The 14543-nt window shown below is 73.9% G+C and carries 14 protein-coding genes; 4 read left to right on the top strand and 10 right to left on the bottom strand.

Annotated features, from left to right (window positions below; genetic code table 11):
- The first annotated feature begins 10 nt into the window (after positions 1–10).
- Positions 11–682 carry a FadR/GntR family transcriptional regulator gene (locus CNX65_RS28850; protein WP_015804574.1) on the top strand — a complete coding sequence of 224 codons (672 nt, stop codon included), beginning with the start codon at positions 11–13 and terminating at the stop codon, positions 680–682.
- A 199-nt stretch (positions 683–881) separates the two neighbouring features.
- On the opposite strand, the gene CNX65_RS28855 is transcribed toward CNX65_RS28850, so the two are convergent.
- Complete coding sequence (locus tag CNX65_RS28855) at positions 882–1796, bottom strand: LysR family transcriptional regulator (protein ID WP_096496560.1); 915 nt, start codon at positions 1794–1796, stop codon at positions 882–884.
- Between the two features lie 74 nt (positions 1797–1870).
- Here CNX65_RS28855 and CNX65_RS28860 point away from each other — a divergent pair, with 74 nt between their 5' ends.
- The gene (locus CNX65_RS28860; RefSeq protein ID WP_096496561.1) at positions 1871–2764 is read left to right on the top strand and encodes an EamA family transporter; all 894 of its coding nucleotides are present in this window, start codon (positions 1871–1873) and stop codon (positions 2762–2764) included.
- Positions 2765–2887: 123 nt separating this feature from the next.
- Here CNX65_RS28860 and CNX65_RS28865 read toward each other — a convergent pair whose 3' ends face one another.
- A complete protein-coding gene (locus CNX65_RS28865) occupies positions 2888–4453 on the bottom strand; it encodes a cobyric acid synthase (RefSeq protein ID WP_096498053.1) in 1566 nt (521 codons plus the stop codon).
- Positions 4454–4463: 10 nt separating this feature from the next.
- On the opposite strand from CNX65_RS28865, the gene CNX65_RS28870 reads away from it, so the two are divergent.
- A complete protein-coding gene (locus tag CNX65_RS28870; RefSeq protein WP_096496562.1) occupies positions 4464–5171 on the top strand; it encodes an alpha/beta hydrolase family protein in 708 nt (235 codons plus the stop codon).
- Between the two features lie 44 nt (positions 5172–5215).
- Here the strand turns inward: CNX65_RS28870 and map are convergent, their stop codons facing one another.
- Genes map through dxr form a run of 6 tightly spaced genes read right to left on the bottom strand, consistent with a single transcriptional unit; the run spans position 5216 to position 12463 of the window.
- Complete coding sequence (map, locus tag CNX65_RS28875) at positions 5216–6073, bottom strand: type I methionyl aminopeptidase (protein WP_096496563.1); 858 nt, start codon at positions 6071–6073, stop codon at positions 5216–5218.
- Between the two features lie 48 nt (positions 6074–6121).
- A complete protein-coding gene (locus CNX65_RS28880) occupies positions 6122–7921 on the bottom strand; it encodes a penicillin-binding transpeptidase domain-containing protein (protein WP_096496564.1) in 1800 nt (599 codons plus the stop codon).
- A 17-nt stretch (positions 7922–7938) separates the two neighbouring features.
- Positions 7939–8793 carry a GNAT family N-acetyltransferase gene (locus CNX65_RS28885; protein ID WP_177154433.1) on the bottom strand — a complete coding sequence of 285 codons (855 nt, stop codon included), beginning with the start codon at positions 8791–8793 and terminating at the stop codon, positions 7939–7941.
- A gap of 50 nt (positions 8794–8843) precedes the next feature.
- Entirely contained in the window at positions 8844–10001 is a 1158-nt protein-coding gene (gene ispG, locus CNX65_RS28890) for a flavodoxin-dependent (E)-4-hydroxy-3-methylbut-2-enyl-diphosphate synthase (protein ID WP_096496565.1), read from the bottom strand.
- Between the two features lie 27 nt (positions 10002–10028).
- Positions 10029–11240, bottom strand: a complete 1212-nt coding sequence (locus CNX65_RS28895) for a M50 family metallopeptidase (RefSeq protein WP_096496566.1) — start codon at positions 11238–11240, stop codon at positions 10029–10031.
- A gap of 2 nt (positions 11241–11242) precedes the next feature.
- Positions 11243–12463, bottom strand: a complete 1221-nt coding sequence (dxr, locus tag CNX65_RS28900; protein ID WP_096496567.1) for a 1-deoxy-D-xylulose-5-phosphate reductoisomerase — start codon at positions 12461–12463, stop codon at positions 11243–11245.
- Positions 12464–12621: 158 nt separating this feature from the next.
- Here dxr and CNX65_RS28905 point away from each other — a divergent pair, with 158 nt between their 5' ends.
- On the top strand, positions 12622–12888 hold the full coding sequence (locus CNX65_RS28905; RefSeq protein ID WP_015804585.1) for a GlsB/YeaQ/YmgE family stress response membrane protein: 267 nt from the start codon (positions 12622–12624) through the stop codon (positions 12886–12888).
- Between the two features lie 197 nt (positions 12889–13085).
- On the opposite strand, the gene CNX65_RS28910 is transcribed toward CNX65_RS28905, so the two are convergent.
- Together CNX65_RS28910 and CNX65_RS28915 are read right to left on the bottom strand one after the other, a co-directional pair.
- Positions 13086–13796 carry a hypothetical protein gene (locus CNX65_RS28910; RefSeq protein WP_157767890.1) on the bottom strand — a complete coding sequence of 237 codons (711 nt, stop codon included), beginning with the start codon at positions 13794–13796 and terminating at the stop codon, positions 13086–13088.
- Between the two features lie 87 nt (positions 13797–13883).
- Positions 13884–14540, bottom strand: a complete 657-nt coding sequence (locus CNX65_RS28915; protein WP_096496569.1) for a response regulator — start codon at positions 14538–14540, stop codon at positions 13884–13886.
- Positions 14541–14543 lie beyond the last annotated feature (3 nt).

The raw sequence follows: 14543 nt of genomic DNA on the forward strand, positions 1-14543 counted from the left end.
GGATGCCGCTGTGCCGTTGGCCACTACTCGACGGGCGGGCCTCGTCGACCAGGTGATCGACCAGATGAGGGGGGCGATCGCCAGCGGTGAATGGCCGGTCGGCCGGCGCATCCCCCCGGAGCCGGAGCTGGTGACGGCGCTGGGCGTGGGGCGCAACACCGTGCGCGAGGCGGTGCGGGCGCTGGCCCACGCCGGGCTGCTGGAGGTCCGCCAGGGCGACGGGACGTTCGTGCGCGCCACGAGCGAGCTGTCCGGGGCGGTGCGCAGGCTGTGCGGCAGCGAGCTGCGGGACGTGCTCCAGGTGCGGCGGACGCTGGAGGTCGAGGGCGCGCGGCTGGCCGCGACCCAGCGCACCGAGGAGGAGCTGGCCCGGCTGGAGGTCGCGCTCGCCGAGCGGGACTCGGCGCTGGCCGCGAAGGACTGGGAGCGGCTGGTCGAGCGGGACGCGCAGTTCCACGAGCTGCTGCTCCAGTGCTCGCACAACACCCTGCTGGCCGAGCTGTACCAGGGCCTGACCGAGGCGGTGCGGGCCAGCATCGACGCGACCGTGCGCACCGCGCCGGACGACGACGACCTGTCCCACGAGGGCCTGCTCCAGGCGATCCGCGACGCCGACCCGGCGCGGGCGGCGCTGGAGGCGGGCGGGTTCCTGGAGGAGCTGCTGGAGCGGCACGGGGAGTAGCGGGCGGCGGTCGCCCACGAGGGGTTCGCGCGCACGGGCGGGAGCGCCGCGCGCGGATCACCCGCGCGCGCTCTCACCGCCGCGCCGGGACCACCGCGCTCTCACTGCGGCGCCGTCACCCCCGCGCCGTCATCCCCGCGCCGTCATCCCCGCACCGTCAACGCTGCGCGATCACCCCCGCGCCGTCACCGCCGCGCCATCACCCCCGCGTCGGGACCCACGCCTCCCAGACCTCCCGCAGCACCTGCGCCACGGCCCCGATCGCGGGTCGCCTGGCCGCCTGCGCGCGCCACACCACGAACACCCGCCGGGTCGGCCGGGGCTCGAACGGCACCGCGCGGACGCCCTCCGGCAGCGCGCCCCTCCCCAGCCTGGGCAGCAGCGCCACCCCCACCCCGCGCTCCAGCAGCGCCAACTGGGTCTCGTACTCGCCGACCCGGTGCGCCAGCAGCGGCTCGACGCCCTCCGCCCGGAACGCGTTGACCAGCCAGTCGTGGCAGATCGTCCCCTCGGGCTGGCAAATCCACCGCTCCCCCGCCAGGTCCGCCACCCCGACCGCCGCGCGCCCGGCCAGCCGGTGCGCCGACGGCAGGAGCACGTCCGCGTAGTCCTCCCCCAGTCGCACCCGCGCCAGCGACTCGTGCACGGGCAGCGGCGCGTTCACCCAGTCGTGGGCCACGGCCAGGTCCAGCTCACCGCGCGCCACCGCGCCGATCGCCTCCGGCGGGTCCTGCTCGACCAGCCGCGCGTCCAGCTCCGGGTGCCGCACCGCGAGCTCCGCGAGCGCGGGGGGCAGCAGCCCGCGCGCGGCGGTGGAGAACGCGCCGATCCGCAGCTCCCCCACGACCTGCCCGCGCTGCCGCTCCAGCGCCACCTCGACCCCCTCCACCAGGGCCAGCACCCGCTCGGCGGTGTCGGCGAGCAGCAGCGCCGCGTCGGTGAGCACCACCCCGCGCCCGCGCCGCTCCAGCAGCACCGCGCGGGTCTCCCGCTCCAGCTTGGTGATCTGCTGGGACACCGCCGACGGCGTGTACCCCAGCGCCGAGGCCGCGGCCCCGACCGAACCGTGCCGCGCCACCGCGTGCAGCGCCCGCAGGCGTCCCAGGTCGAGCATTCAGCAATGCTAAACCCCACGCTTCAGAACTTAGCTCTGGTGCTAAACGATTGGCCGGGCTGAGACTGGCGGGCGTGAAACCAGCCCACTCCGCCGTCGCGGTGCTCGTCGCCGTCATCTGGGGCGTCAACTTCGTCGTCATCAAGGTCGGCCTCGCCGAGTTCCCGCCACTGCTGTTCTCCGCGCTGCGGTTCCTGCTCGCCGCCGTGCCCGCCGTGCTCTTCCTGGGCGGGCCGCGCGTGGCGTGGCGGTGGGTGTTCGGCGTGGGGCTGGCGCTGGGCGTGGTGAAGTTCGGCCTGGTGTTCACCGGGATGCACGCCGGGATGCCCGCGGGCCTGTCGTCGCTGGTGCTCCAGAGCCAGGTGGTGTTCACCGTGGTGCTGTCGGCGGTGGTGCTGGGCGAGCGCCCGCGACCGGCGCAGGTGCTGGGCCTGGCGGTGGCCACGACCGGGTTCGTGGCGATCGCGCTGGACTACCGGGTGTCGAGCCCGGTGTCGGCGCTGCTGCTGGTCGTGGGCGGGGCGCTCGCGTGGGGCGTGGCGAACGTGCTGACCCGCAAGGCCCAGCCGCCGGACTCGCTGCGGTTCATCGTGTGGGTGAGCGCGGTGGCCGTGCTGCCGCTGCTGGCGCTGTCGCTGCTGGTCGAGGGCCCGGAGGCGGACCTGGCGGCGCTGCGCGGCGCGGACTGGGCGGGCGTCGGGTCGCTGCTGTTCGTGGCCTGGGGGTCGACGCTGCTCGGCTTCGCCCTGTGGGGCTTCCTGCTGCGCACCTACCCCGCGCCGCGCGTGGTGCCGTTCGCGCTGCTGGTGCCGGTGGCCGGGATGCTGTCCGGCTGGCTGCTGCTGGACGAGGAGGTCACGGCGGTCCGGCTGGGCGCGGCGGCGCTGGTGGTGGCGGGCATGGGGGTGGCGACGCTCACCCGCCCGCGCCGCCGCGCCGAACCGGTCGTGGCGGCCGTGCCGGTGTAGCCCCCGCTCAGGAGCTCGGCCGGATCGCCCCGCGGTGGGCGGTCCGGCCGAGCGCCGCGCACGGCGCGGGCCGACCGTCCGCGCCCGGCGCCCACGCCCCGGCCCGACCACCGCAGCCCGCGCTCACCCGACCGCTGGCGCTCCCGCGGGCGGCACCACACGCAGCCCACCCGGCACCCCGCGCTCCAGCAGCGCCCGCACCGCGCCCGTGTCCAGGTGGTCCACGACCAGGTCGCCGAGCAGGTCCAGCTGGGCCTCGCGGCGGGCCGCGAAGTCGGTGTCCGGGGCGACCGCGAACCCGTCCCGCCCGGCGAGACCGGCCACGTGCCGCAGGAACGCCCGCCGGAACGCGTTGTTCTCCAGCAGCCCGTGCCAGTGCGTGCCCATGACGCGCCCGCGCACCGCGCCCTCGACCTCGCCGTCCGGCAGCTCCACCAGCCCCGGCAGGTCGTCGGCGCGGCGCGCCACCCGGCCGTGGTGGATCTCGTACCCGGTCACCGGCTCGCCCAGCGCGACCCCGGTCGGCCGGTGCAGCGCCTTCTCCGGCTCGAACACCACGTCCACGTCCAGCAGCCCCAGCCCCGGCACCGCGCCCGCGCCGGACTCCACCGGGTCGTCGATCGAGCGCGCGAGCATCTGGTAGCCGCCGCACACCCCCAGCACCGGCCCGTCGTGCGCGGCGATCGCGTCGGCCAGCCCGGTGCGGCGCAGCCACGCCAGGTCCGACACGGTCGCCTTGGAGCCGGGCAGCACCACCAGGTCCGCGTCGGCCAGCCGGGACGGCTCGGTCACGAACCGCACGGACACGCCCGGCTCGCAGGCCAGCGCCTCCACGTCGGTGGCGTTGGAGATCCGGGGCAGCCGCACCACGGCCACCCGCAGCCACTGCCGCCCCACCGGGGCCTGCGGCCTGCCGATCACCCCGTCGGCCGCGTAGGACAGCGAGTCCTCGGCGTCCAGCCACAGCTCCTCGCGCCACGGCAGCACCCCGTGCACCGGCCGCCCGGTCAGCTCCCGAAGCTGCCGCAGCCCCGGTTCGAGCAGCGCCGGGTCGCCCCGGAACTTGTTGACCACGAACCCGGCCACGAGGGCCTGGTCGGCCGGGTCGAGCAGCGCGAGGGTGCCGAACAGGTGCGCCAGCACCCCGCCCCGGTCGATGTCGCCGACCACCAGCACGGGCAGCCCTGCGGCGCGCGCCAGCCCCATGTTGGCGATGTCGGTGGCCCGAAGGTTGATCTCCGCGGGGGACCCGGCGCCCTCGCACACCACGGCCTCGTAGTCGGCGCGCAGCCCGGCCAGGGTGTCGAGCACCACGGTCATCAGCTCGGCCTTGCGCTCCCGGTAGGACATCGCGGACACCTCGCCCGCGACCTTGCCCAGCACCACCACCTGGGAGCTGCGGTCACCACCGGGCTTGAGCAGCACCGGGTTGAACCGCACGCTCGGCTCCAACCCGCACGCGGCGGCCTGGAGGGCCTGCGCGCGGCCGATCTCGCCGCCGTCCGGGGTGACCGCGGAGTTGTTGGACATGTTCTGCGCCTTGAACGGCGCGACCCGCACGCCCTCCCGCGCCAACCACCGGCACAGGCCCGCCACCAGGACGCTCTTGCCCGCGTCCGACGTGGTCCCGGCCACCAGCACCGCACCACTCACAGCCGCACCCCTCCACCGGCGCCCGAGGGCTGCCATCATCCTCGTCATGGTCCACACGCCCGCCACCGCGGTCCTGCTGCACAGCCCGTTCCTGGGACCCGCCAGCCTCGCCCCGCTCGCCGACGCGCTCGCCGCGCTCGGCAGGCCGGTGCTGCCGCTGGACGTGCGGGTGACGGTCAACGCCGCACCCGTGCACCAGCGGATCATCGGCGTGCTCACCGACGCGGTCGAGGACTCGGGGGTGAGCGGCGACCTGGTCCTGGTGGGGCACAGCGGCGCCGGTCCCCTGCTCCCCGCGTTCGCCGAGGCCCTCGAGGAAGCCCCCGTCACCGGTCTGGTCTACCTCGACTCCGACCTGCCCACGCCCGGCCGGAGCTGGCGCGACACCGCGCCCGCCGAGCTGTTCTCCGCGCTGAAGGCCGCCTCGCGCGGCGGGCTGCTCCAGCGCTGGGACCGCTGGTTCGGGCCGGACGAGATCGCGGGTCTGGTGTCCGACGCGGACCTGCTGGCCGAGATCACCGCCGAGGCCCCCGAGGTGCCGCTGGCGTTCCTCAAGGAGCCGCACCCGACGATCGAGTGGACCGGCCCGCAGGCGGTGCTGCGGCTGAGCCCCGCCTACGACGAGGCGTGCGCCCAGGCCGCCGCGCTGGGCTGGCCGGTCCGCGAGCTGGACCTGCACCACCTGGCCGCCGCCACCGACCCGGAGCCGGTGGCGCTGGCGCTGGCGGACCTGCTGGACCGGTTGGGCCGCTGATCGCCCGGTCGGGCCGAGCGCGGCGGCCCGACCGGGGTCCGGGCTCAGCAGGTGGTGAGGATCTCCGCACCCTCGTCGGTGACGACGAGGGTGTGCTCGAACTGCGCCGTCCAGCTCTTGTCCTTGGTGGTGACGGTCCAGCCGTCGTCCCACATCTCGCCGTCCGCGCCGCCGAGGGTGATCATCGGCTCGATCGTGAACGTCATGCCGGTCTCGATGACGGTGGGCACGTGCGGCGCGTCGTAGTGCAGCACGATCAGGCCGTTGTGGAACGTGCGGCCGATGCCGTGGCCGGTGAAGTCGCGCACCACGCCGTAGCCGAAGCGGTTGGCGTAGGCCTCGATGACGCGGCCGACCACGTTGAGCTGGCGACCGGGCTTGACGGCCTTGATCGCGCGCATGGTGGCCTCGTGGGTGCGCTCGACCAGCAGCCGCACCTCCTCGGACGCCTCGCCCGCGATGAAGGTGGCGTTGGTGTCGCCGTGCACTCCCCCGATGTACGCGGTGACGTCGATGTTGACGATGTCGCCGTCCTCGACCACGGTCGAGTCGGGGATGCCGTGGCAGATGACCTCGTTGAGCGAGGTGCAGCAGGACTTCGGGAAGCCCCGGTAGCCGAGCGTCGACGGGTACGCGCCGTGGTCGCACAGGAACTCGTGGGCGATCGCGTCGAGCCGGTCGGTGGTGACGCCGGGCACGACGGCCTTGCCCGCCTCCTGCAGCGCCTGGGCGGCGAGCCTGCCCGCGACGCGCATGGCCTCGATCACCTCGGGCGTCTGCGCCCACGGGTCGGTGTTGCGCTGCGGGGCGGGGCGGTCGACGTACTCAGGCCGCTCGATGTGCTCGGGGACGGGGCGCCTGGGGGACTGCGTCCCAGGCTTCAGGACGGCGCGCACGGACATGCCCCAACACTACGACGCCCGCCGGAGCGCCAGCAGGGGAGTCCGGGGTCAGCCGACGGCCCGCAGGAACCTGCCCGTGGCGTCCACGGCGGGCGTGGAGGCGTTGGCCCCCAGCAGGAGCGTGGCGAACGCGACGTCGCCCCGGTAGCCGACGAACCAGCCGTGCGAGTTGACCCCGTCGCCGTACTGGGCGGTGCCGGTCTTGCCGCGCACGTCGCCGAGGCCGCGCAACTGGGTCGCGGTGCCCGACTCGACCACCTCGCGCATCATCGCCCGCAGCGGCTCCAGGACGGCGGTGGACGGCGCGGGCGGCTGCCGGTCGGCCTTGGTGGCCTGCTCGCGCATCAGGGTCGGCGTGGGCATCGTGCCGCCCGCGGCGGTCGCGGCGACCAGGGCCATGCCGAACGGGCTGGCGACCACCTTGCCCTGCCCGAACCCGTCCTCGGCCCGCTCGACCACGTCGGCGGCCTCGGGCGCGGAGCCGGTGATGGTGGTGACGGCCGGGATCTCGAAGTCGACGCCGAGGCCGAACGAGGCGGCCTGCTCGGTGAGCGCGGCGGGGGGCAGCTCGGCGGCGAGCTGGGCGAAGGTGGTGTTGCAGGAGAACGCGAACGCCGACCGCAGCGGGATCGTGCCCTTGTCGAACTCCTTGTCGTTGGGCACGATCCGGCGGCCGTCGACGGTGGTCCTGCCGGGGCAGGGCAGCGGGCTGTCCGCGCTCGCCCTGCCCGCCGCCATGGCCGCCGCCGCCGTGACGATCTTGAACGTGGAGCCGGGCGGGAACTGGCCGGTGAGCGCGATCGCGCCCTGCTCGTCGGCGGGGCCGTTCTGCGCCACGGCCAGCACCTCGCCGGTGCCGACCTGGAGCGCCACCAGCATCGCGGGCTGCGCGACCGGCTCCAGCGCGTCCTCGGCGGCGTCCTGCACCCGGCGGCTGAGCGTGGTGGGCACGGCGTGCGCGGGCTCGGGCTGCTGGTCGAACAGCGTCTCGACCTCCTGCCCGGAGGAGTTGGCGGTGTAGACGCGGAACCCGGCCTCGCCCGCGACGGTGTCCTCGACGGACTTGCGGATCGCGGGCAGCACCTGCGAGCCGTAGTCGCGGGACGGGGCCAGCAGGCTCACCTGGCTGGTGAAGCGGACGCCGGGCAGCTCGTAGATGGCGGGCTTGACCGACTGGTAGTCGGCGTCGCGCAGCGCGGCCACCAGGTACGACTGGCCCTCCGGGACGGCGGCGGCGCCGTCGGCGACGGTCTTCGCGGTGATCTTCCCGTCGAACCGGGACAGCGCGGCGGCCAGCGAGTTCGCGACCGCGTTCACGTCCCCGGCCTCCTTCGGGCTCAGCAGCACCGAGACCACCGTTTCGGGTGACATCAGCGCGGTGCCGTCCCGGTCGAGCACGGGGGCGAGCGCGGGCTTGACCTCGGTGAACCCGAGCGACTGCTGGGCGCCGAGCTTGGGGTGCACGACCGAGGGCGCCCAGTGCACCTTCCAGTCGTCGGCCTCGCGGCGCAGCTCCAGGGAGGTCTGGTACTTCCACCGGTGCTCGTTGGGCAGCTGCCACTCCAGGGTGGCGTCGGCGGGGGCGGTGGCCCCGCTCTGGTCGCCGACCCGGTCCACGGAGGTGGTCAGCCCGGTGGGCCTCAGCGCCCCGCGCACCTTGTCCAGCAGGTCCTCGGCGGACGTCGGGTCGTCGGTGAGCCTCGCGGCGCCCTCGGTGTCGCCGGAGGCCACCTTGGACAGGAAGTCGCCGAGCGCGTCGCCCGGCCCCGGCTTGGACGTGAAGAGCCCGCACCCGGAGAGCAGCAGCAGGAGGCACACCGGACCGGCCAGCTTGGGCAGCAGCACCACCGCAGTATGCCCCCGGATCAGAAGAGCACGGTCGCGTACTGGCCCACCTGCGTGAAGCCGATCTTGCGGTACGCGGCGCGGGCGGGGCTGTTGTAGCCGTTGACGTACAGGCTCGCGGTGCGCCCGAGGCCCCGGACGAGCCGGTCGGCGACGGCCGCCGTGCCCGCCGCGCCGACGCCGTGCCCGCGCCGGTCCGGCCGCACCCACACGCCCTGGATCTGGCCGACCTGCCGGGACATGGCCCCGATCTCGGCCTTGAACACGACCTCGCCGTTCTCGAACCGGGCGAACGCCCGCCCCGACGCGATCAGCTCGGCCACCCGCGCCCGGTAGCCCGCGCCGCCGTCCTCGGCGCACGGGTCGACGCCGACCTCCTCCACGAACATGGCGATCGCGGCGGGCAGGTAGCGCTCCAGCTCGGCGGGCCGCACCGGCCGCACCAGCGGGTCGGGGCGCACCGACGGCGCGCCGCCCATGGCGAGCAACGGCTGGTCGGCGCGCACCTCGCGGGCCGGGCCCCAGTCGCGCTCCAGCTCCTCCCACAGGCCGATGACCTGCTCGGCGGGGCCGACCAGCGAGGAGCACGTGCGGCCCCGCCGCCGGGCCCGGTCGGCGAAGCCGCGCAGCGCGGCCTGGCCGCCGGACAGCGGGATCAGGTTCGGACCGGCGAAGCACAGCGCGTCCACGCGCCCGCCGCGCAGCGACCGGTGGTCGAACGACCAGACCTCACCGCCCAGCCGCCACGGGTCCAGTCCCACGGACTCCACCCGCGCGGCGACCATGCAGGACGCCACCGGGTCGGCGGCGAGCGCCGCCAGCACCCCGGTGAGCTCCCGGTCGTCGAGCACCCTCGCTCCGGCAAGCCTCAGCACACGGCCAAGCCTGCCAGAGAACGCGCCGGAGCGGGGTGCCCGCCACCCGCTCAGCCGACCGTGACGACGGGCTCGCCCGAGCCCTCGTTCTCGCCGACCTCCTCGGCGATGCGCATGGCCTCTTCGATCAGGGTCTCCACGATCAGGTGCTCGGGCACGGTCTTGATGACCTTGCCCTTGACGAAGATCTGGCCCTTGCCGTTGCCGGAGGCCACGCCGAGGTCGGCCTCGCGGGCCTCGCCGGGGCCGTTGACGACGCAGCCCATGACGGCGACGCGCAGCGGCACCTCCATGCCCTCCAGACCGGCGGTGACCTGCTCGGCGAGGGTGTAGACGTCCACCTGGGCCCGACCGCAGGACGGGCAGGACACGATCTCCAGCTTGCGGGGCCGCAGGTTCAGCGACTGCAGGATCTGGTTGCCGACCTTGACCTCCTCCACCGGCGGGGCCGACAGGGACACCCGGATCGTGTCGCCGATGCCCTGGCGCAGCAGCGCGCCGAAGGCCACGGCGGACTTGATCGTGCCCTGGAACGCCGGACCGGCCTCGGTGACGCCCAGGTGCAGCGGGTAGTCGCACTGCTCGGCGAGGATCTCGTAGGCGCGCACCATGACCACGGGGTCGTTGTGCTTGACGGAGATCTTCAGGTCGTGGAAGTCGTGCTCGGCGAAGAGCGAGGCCTCCCACAGGGCCGACTCGGCGAGGGCCTCGGGGGTGGCCTTGCCGTGCTTGGCCATCAGGCGCGGGTCGAGCGAACCCGCGTTGACGCCGATGCGGATGGGGGTGTTGTGGTCGCGGGCCGCCGCGGCGATCTCCTTGACCTTGTCGTCGAACTTCTTGATGTTGCCGGGGTTGACCCGGACCGCCGCGCAGCCCGCCTCGATGGCGGCGAACACGTACTTCGGCTGGAAGTGGATGTCCGCGATCACCGGGATCTGGGACTTCTTCGCGATGGCCGCGAGCGCGTCGGCGTCGTCCTGCGAGGGGCAGGCGACCCGGACGATGTCGCAACCGGACGCGGTCAGCTCCGCGATCTGCTGGAGGGTGCCGTTGATGTCGGCGGTGACCGTCGTGGTCATGGACTGCACCGACACCGGGGACTCGCTGCCGACGCCGACCGACCCGACCTTGAGCTGGCGGGTCTTGCGCCGCTCGGACAGGACGGGAGGCGGCAGCGCAGGCATACCGAGCATGACGCCGTCAGTCATGGGACAAGCACCTTTCGGGGAGGCACATCAGGGGAGCCGGATGGGGTTGACGATGTCCGCGGTGATCGTCAGCAGCGTGATCGCGCCGCCGACGAAGATGGCGAAGTAGGTCAGCGGCAGCAGCCGCAGGTAGTTCACCGGGGGACCCGCGGGCTTGCCGCGCAGCTTGCGGACCCAGTCCCGCACCCGCTCGTACAGGTTGACGGCGATGTGGCCGCCGTCCAGCGGGAGCAGCGGCAGGAGGTTGAACACACCGATGAAGAAGTTCAGGCCCGCCAGCATGAGCCAGAAGAAGTGCCACAGGCCCGCGCTCACGGCGTCGCCGCCGAGGATGGAGGCGCCGACCACGCTGACCGGGGCCTCCGGGTCGCGCTCGCCGCCGCCGATGGCCTTGATGACCATGGGGATCTTCTCGGGGAACTTCATCAGGCCGCGCCAGGTGTTGGCGAACATGTCGCCGGTGTACTTCGTCGCGCCGCCGAACGCGGTGAGCGCGTTGTACTCGTACAGCCTGGACTTGGCGACGCCGATGACGCCGACGGTGTCGACGTAGGTGGAGCCGTCGGCGCGCCGCAGCTCGCGCTCGACCCGCGGGATGTCGATGGTGAGGGTGACCTCGTCGTCACCGCGCAGGACGACCACCTCGGTGGGGCCGCTGCTCTGCTGGATCTTCTTCTGGACCTCGATCCAGGTCGGCAGGCGCTGGCCGCCGACCGCGAGGATCCGGTCGCCCTGCTGCACGCCCGCGCTGACGCCCGGCGTCGGGTCGGTCGGCGCGCAGGTCGGGTTCTCCTTCTTGGCCTCGGCGGCGGTGGCGGGCACGCACTGCGAGACCTTCGACACCACGGCCTCGTCCCGGATGTCCGGGAGGCCGATCGTGGCGGCCATCGCGTACAGCACGACGAAGCCGACGATGAAGTGCGTGATGGACCCGGCGGAGAGCACGACGACGCGCTTCCAGGTCTTCTGCCGGTAGAAGGCGCGCTTCTCGTCCTCGGGCGGCAGCTCGTCGAGCGCGGTCATGCCGACGATCTCGCAGAAGCCGCCCGCCGGGATGGCCTTGAGGCCGTACTCGGTCTCGCCCTTGCGCGTCGACCAGATGCGCGGGCCGAAGCCGATGTAGTACCGGGTCACCTTCATGCCGAAGGCCTTGGCCGTTGCCAGGTGTCCCAGCTCGTGCAGCGCGATCGAAATGCCGATGAGCAGCGCGAACAGCACCACACCCAACACGAACGCCACGGTCAGTCCCTCCCAGACCCCACCGAAGTGGCCACCAGTTCCCGCGCCCTCGTCCGAGCCCAGCGCTCGGCCTCGAGGACCTCGGCGACGTCGGCGGGGTCGTGTGCCCAGCCGTCCGCCTCGTCCAGCACCCGCTCCACGGTGTCGACCACGGAGAGGAACGACGTCGCGCCGACGAAGAAGGCGGCGAGCGCCTCCTCGTTGGCCGCGTTGTAGACGGCGGGCAGGCAACCGCCCGCCGTGCCCGCGCGCCTGGCGAGCCGGACCGCCGGGAACGTGTCGTCGTCCAGCGGCTCGAACGTCCACGCGGTCGGCTCTTTGAAAGTACACGCGGCAGCCGCGCCGGGGACGCGGTCGGGCCAGGACAGGCCGAGCGCGATGGGCAGGCGCATGTCGGGCGGGCTGGCCTGGGCGAGGGTGGAGCCGTCGGTGAAGGTGACCATGGAGTGGATCACCGACTGGGGGTGCACGACGACGTCGATCCGGTCGTAGGGCACGCCGAACAGCAGGTGCGCCTCGATCAGCTCCAGGCCCTTGTTGACCAGGGTGGCCGAGTTGATGGTGATCACGTTGCCCATCGACCAGGTCGGGTGGGCCATGGCCTGCTGGACGGTGACGTCGGCCAGGTCGGCGCGCTTGCGCCCCCGGAACGGGCCGCCGGAGGCGGTGAGCACGAGCCGGTCGACCTCGTCGGCGCGACCGCCGCGCAGGCACTGGGCGAGCGCGGAGTGCTCGGAGTCGACCGGCACGAGCTGGCCGGGCCCCGCGGCGGAGAGCACCAGCGGGCCGCCCGCGATGAGGGACTCCTTGTTCGCGAGCGCGAGGGTGGCGCCGGACGCGAGCGCGCGGAGGGTGGGGGCGAGGCCGATGGAGCCGGTGATGCCGTTGAGCACCACGTCGGCGGGGGCCGCGTCGACCAGGTCGCTCGCGGCGTCCGGTCCGGTCAGCAGTCGGGGCCTGCGGTGGTCGGCGGGCGCGAGGCCGCGGCGGGCGACCTCGGCGTCGTAGGCGAGGGCGAAGTCCTCGGCCGAGTCGGGGCGGGCCACGGCGACGGCCGGGACGCCGAAGTCCAGGGCCTGCGCGGCCAGCGCCGCGAGGTCCGCGCCGCCCGCGGACAGCCCCGCGACGGCGAACTGGTCGCGCCTGGTGGAGATCACGTCGAGTGCCTGGGTGCCGATCGACCCCGTGGACCCGAGAACCAGGACCTTGCGTGGTGTGCTCATCGGAGCCCATTGTCCCGGAGCAGGGTCGCGAGACCGAACAGCGGTACCTTGATAACAGAATGGTAACGCACGAATGATGTCACCCGTCTGAGGGCACTCCTGCATCGAGCACCCGGCGGGACGGAAGCGCCGGGTCACGCAGGCAGAGGAGAGCAATCGTGGGCATCTTGGGTTGGATCGTCCTTGGCCTGATCGCTGGGGCCATCGCCAAGGCGGTCATGCCGGGTCGCGACCCTGGTGGCATCATCGTCACGATCCTGATCGGCATCGTTGGCGCGATCCTCGGTGGCTTCATCGGCAGCGCCGTGTTCGGAACCGGGCTCGGGAACTTCTTCGACCTCAGCACCTGGCTGCTGGCCATCCTCGGCTCCGTGGTCCTGCTGGGGATCTACCGCCTGGTGACCGGCCGTCGCGCGAGGGCCTAGGGCCCGGCTCCGCGCGCGCCGATCCCGCGACCCCGACGACCTCGTGTCGTCGGGGTCGCGTGGCTTTCCCAGCCCTTTTTTCAGGGGTCCGCCGACTTCGGCACCCCGCGTGCGGGGTGGCGGAACTCACCCGTTCCGCCGAACCAGGTGGAATCATTTGCCGACCCCTGGACGGATCACTTCGCCACGGCCGAGTGTCACCCGGTGGCGCGGGACCCACCGTTCGGGTCAATGGCGGCCAGCGCCACGACGGCGTGCTCGGCGGCGGTCGGGCAGGTGTCGACCACGAACCGGTCCACCGCCTCGCGCGGCACCTCCTGCCCCTCCTTCGCGCGCAGCCGCCCGTACTCCTTCTCCGCGCCCGGCCGCTCCAGCGCGAACTGCAGCGCCTCGGGCGCGGCGACGTCCACGGTGAGCAGGCAGAACGGCCCGGCGAGGCTGAACCCGATGCTCTCCACCGCGTGGTAGCGGCCCCCGAGCACGAACCGCCGGTGGTAGCCCTGGGCGCCGCCCTCGCCGCCCCAGTAGGCGCTGAAGGCGTCGGCTTGCCCGTCCTCGGGCGCCAGCGGCTCCACCCGGAACGACTCGGGCCGGTCCGCCGGGTCCGCGCCCTCCCCCGGTGCGGAGGCGTAGAGCGCGCAGCCGGTGGTCTCGTCCGAGAGCGGCTCGCCGATCGGCTCGGCCACCGCCATGCCCAGCCGGTCGACGATCCCGGTGAGCTGCGAGCAGTCCCCGCTGAACGGCATGGCCCGGCTGCCCCGGACGAGCTGGTCGAACCCGACGACGGCGTCGGGCAGGTCGGGGGCGGGATTGCCCGGCGCGTCCCCCGGCGGGGCGGGGTCGCCGGTGCACGCGGCGGCCAGCAGGAGCGCCAGCGCGGCGGAGGTCGAGCGCGCGATCCTTGTCACCCGCAGGAGTGTCCCCCACGTGTCGCGGGTCACCACCGACGGGCGGGGTCACGCCCGTCTCCCGCCCGGCTCGGCCCCTGCGGCCCCTCACCCCTCGGCGGACAGCCCCGCGTCCCTGGCCAGCAGCGCGGCCTGCACCCGGTTGGTCAGGCCGAGCTTGGCCAGCAGCCTGCTCACGTACGTCTTCACCGTCGCCTCGCTCATGTGCAGCCGCTGCCCCACGTCCGCGTTGGACATGCCGAGCCCGAGCAGCTCCAGCACCTCCACCTCCCGGTCCGTCAGCCGCTGCACCTGCCGCACGGCCTCCTGCCTGCGCGGCTGCCCCACCTGGGCGACCATGCCGACCACCCGGCTGGTCACCATCGGCGACAGGTACGCCTCCCCCGCGTGCACCGCCCGGACCGCGCGCAGCAGCTCCTCCGGCGCCGAGTCCTTCAGCAGGAACCCCGCGGCCCCCTCGGACAGCGCCCGCACGATGTTGTCGTCCTCGCCGAACGTGGTCAGCACAACCACCCGCGTGGACGGCGCGACGGCCTTCAGCTCCCGCGCCGCCGCCAGCCCGTCCAACCGGGGCATCCGGATGTCCAGCACGGCCACGTCGACGCGGCGCTCGGTGGCCACCCGGACCGCCTCGCGCCCGTCGCCCACCTCGTCCACCAGCTCGACGTCCTCGGCGGTGCCGAGGATGGCCTTGATGCCCGCGCGCATCAGCGGTTCGTCGTCGGCGATCAGTACCCGGATCAACGC

It is taken from the genome of Actinosynnema pretiosum (genome assembly GCF_002354875.1).
GTDB classification, from domain to species: domain Bacteria; phylum Actinomycetota; class Actinomycetes; order Mycobacteriales; family Pseudonocardiaceae; genus Actinosynnema; species Actinosynnema auranticum.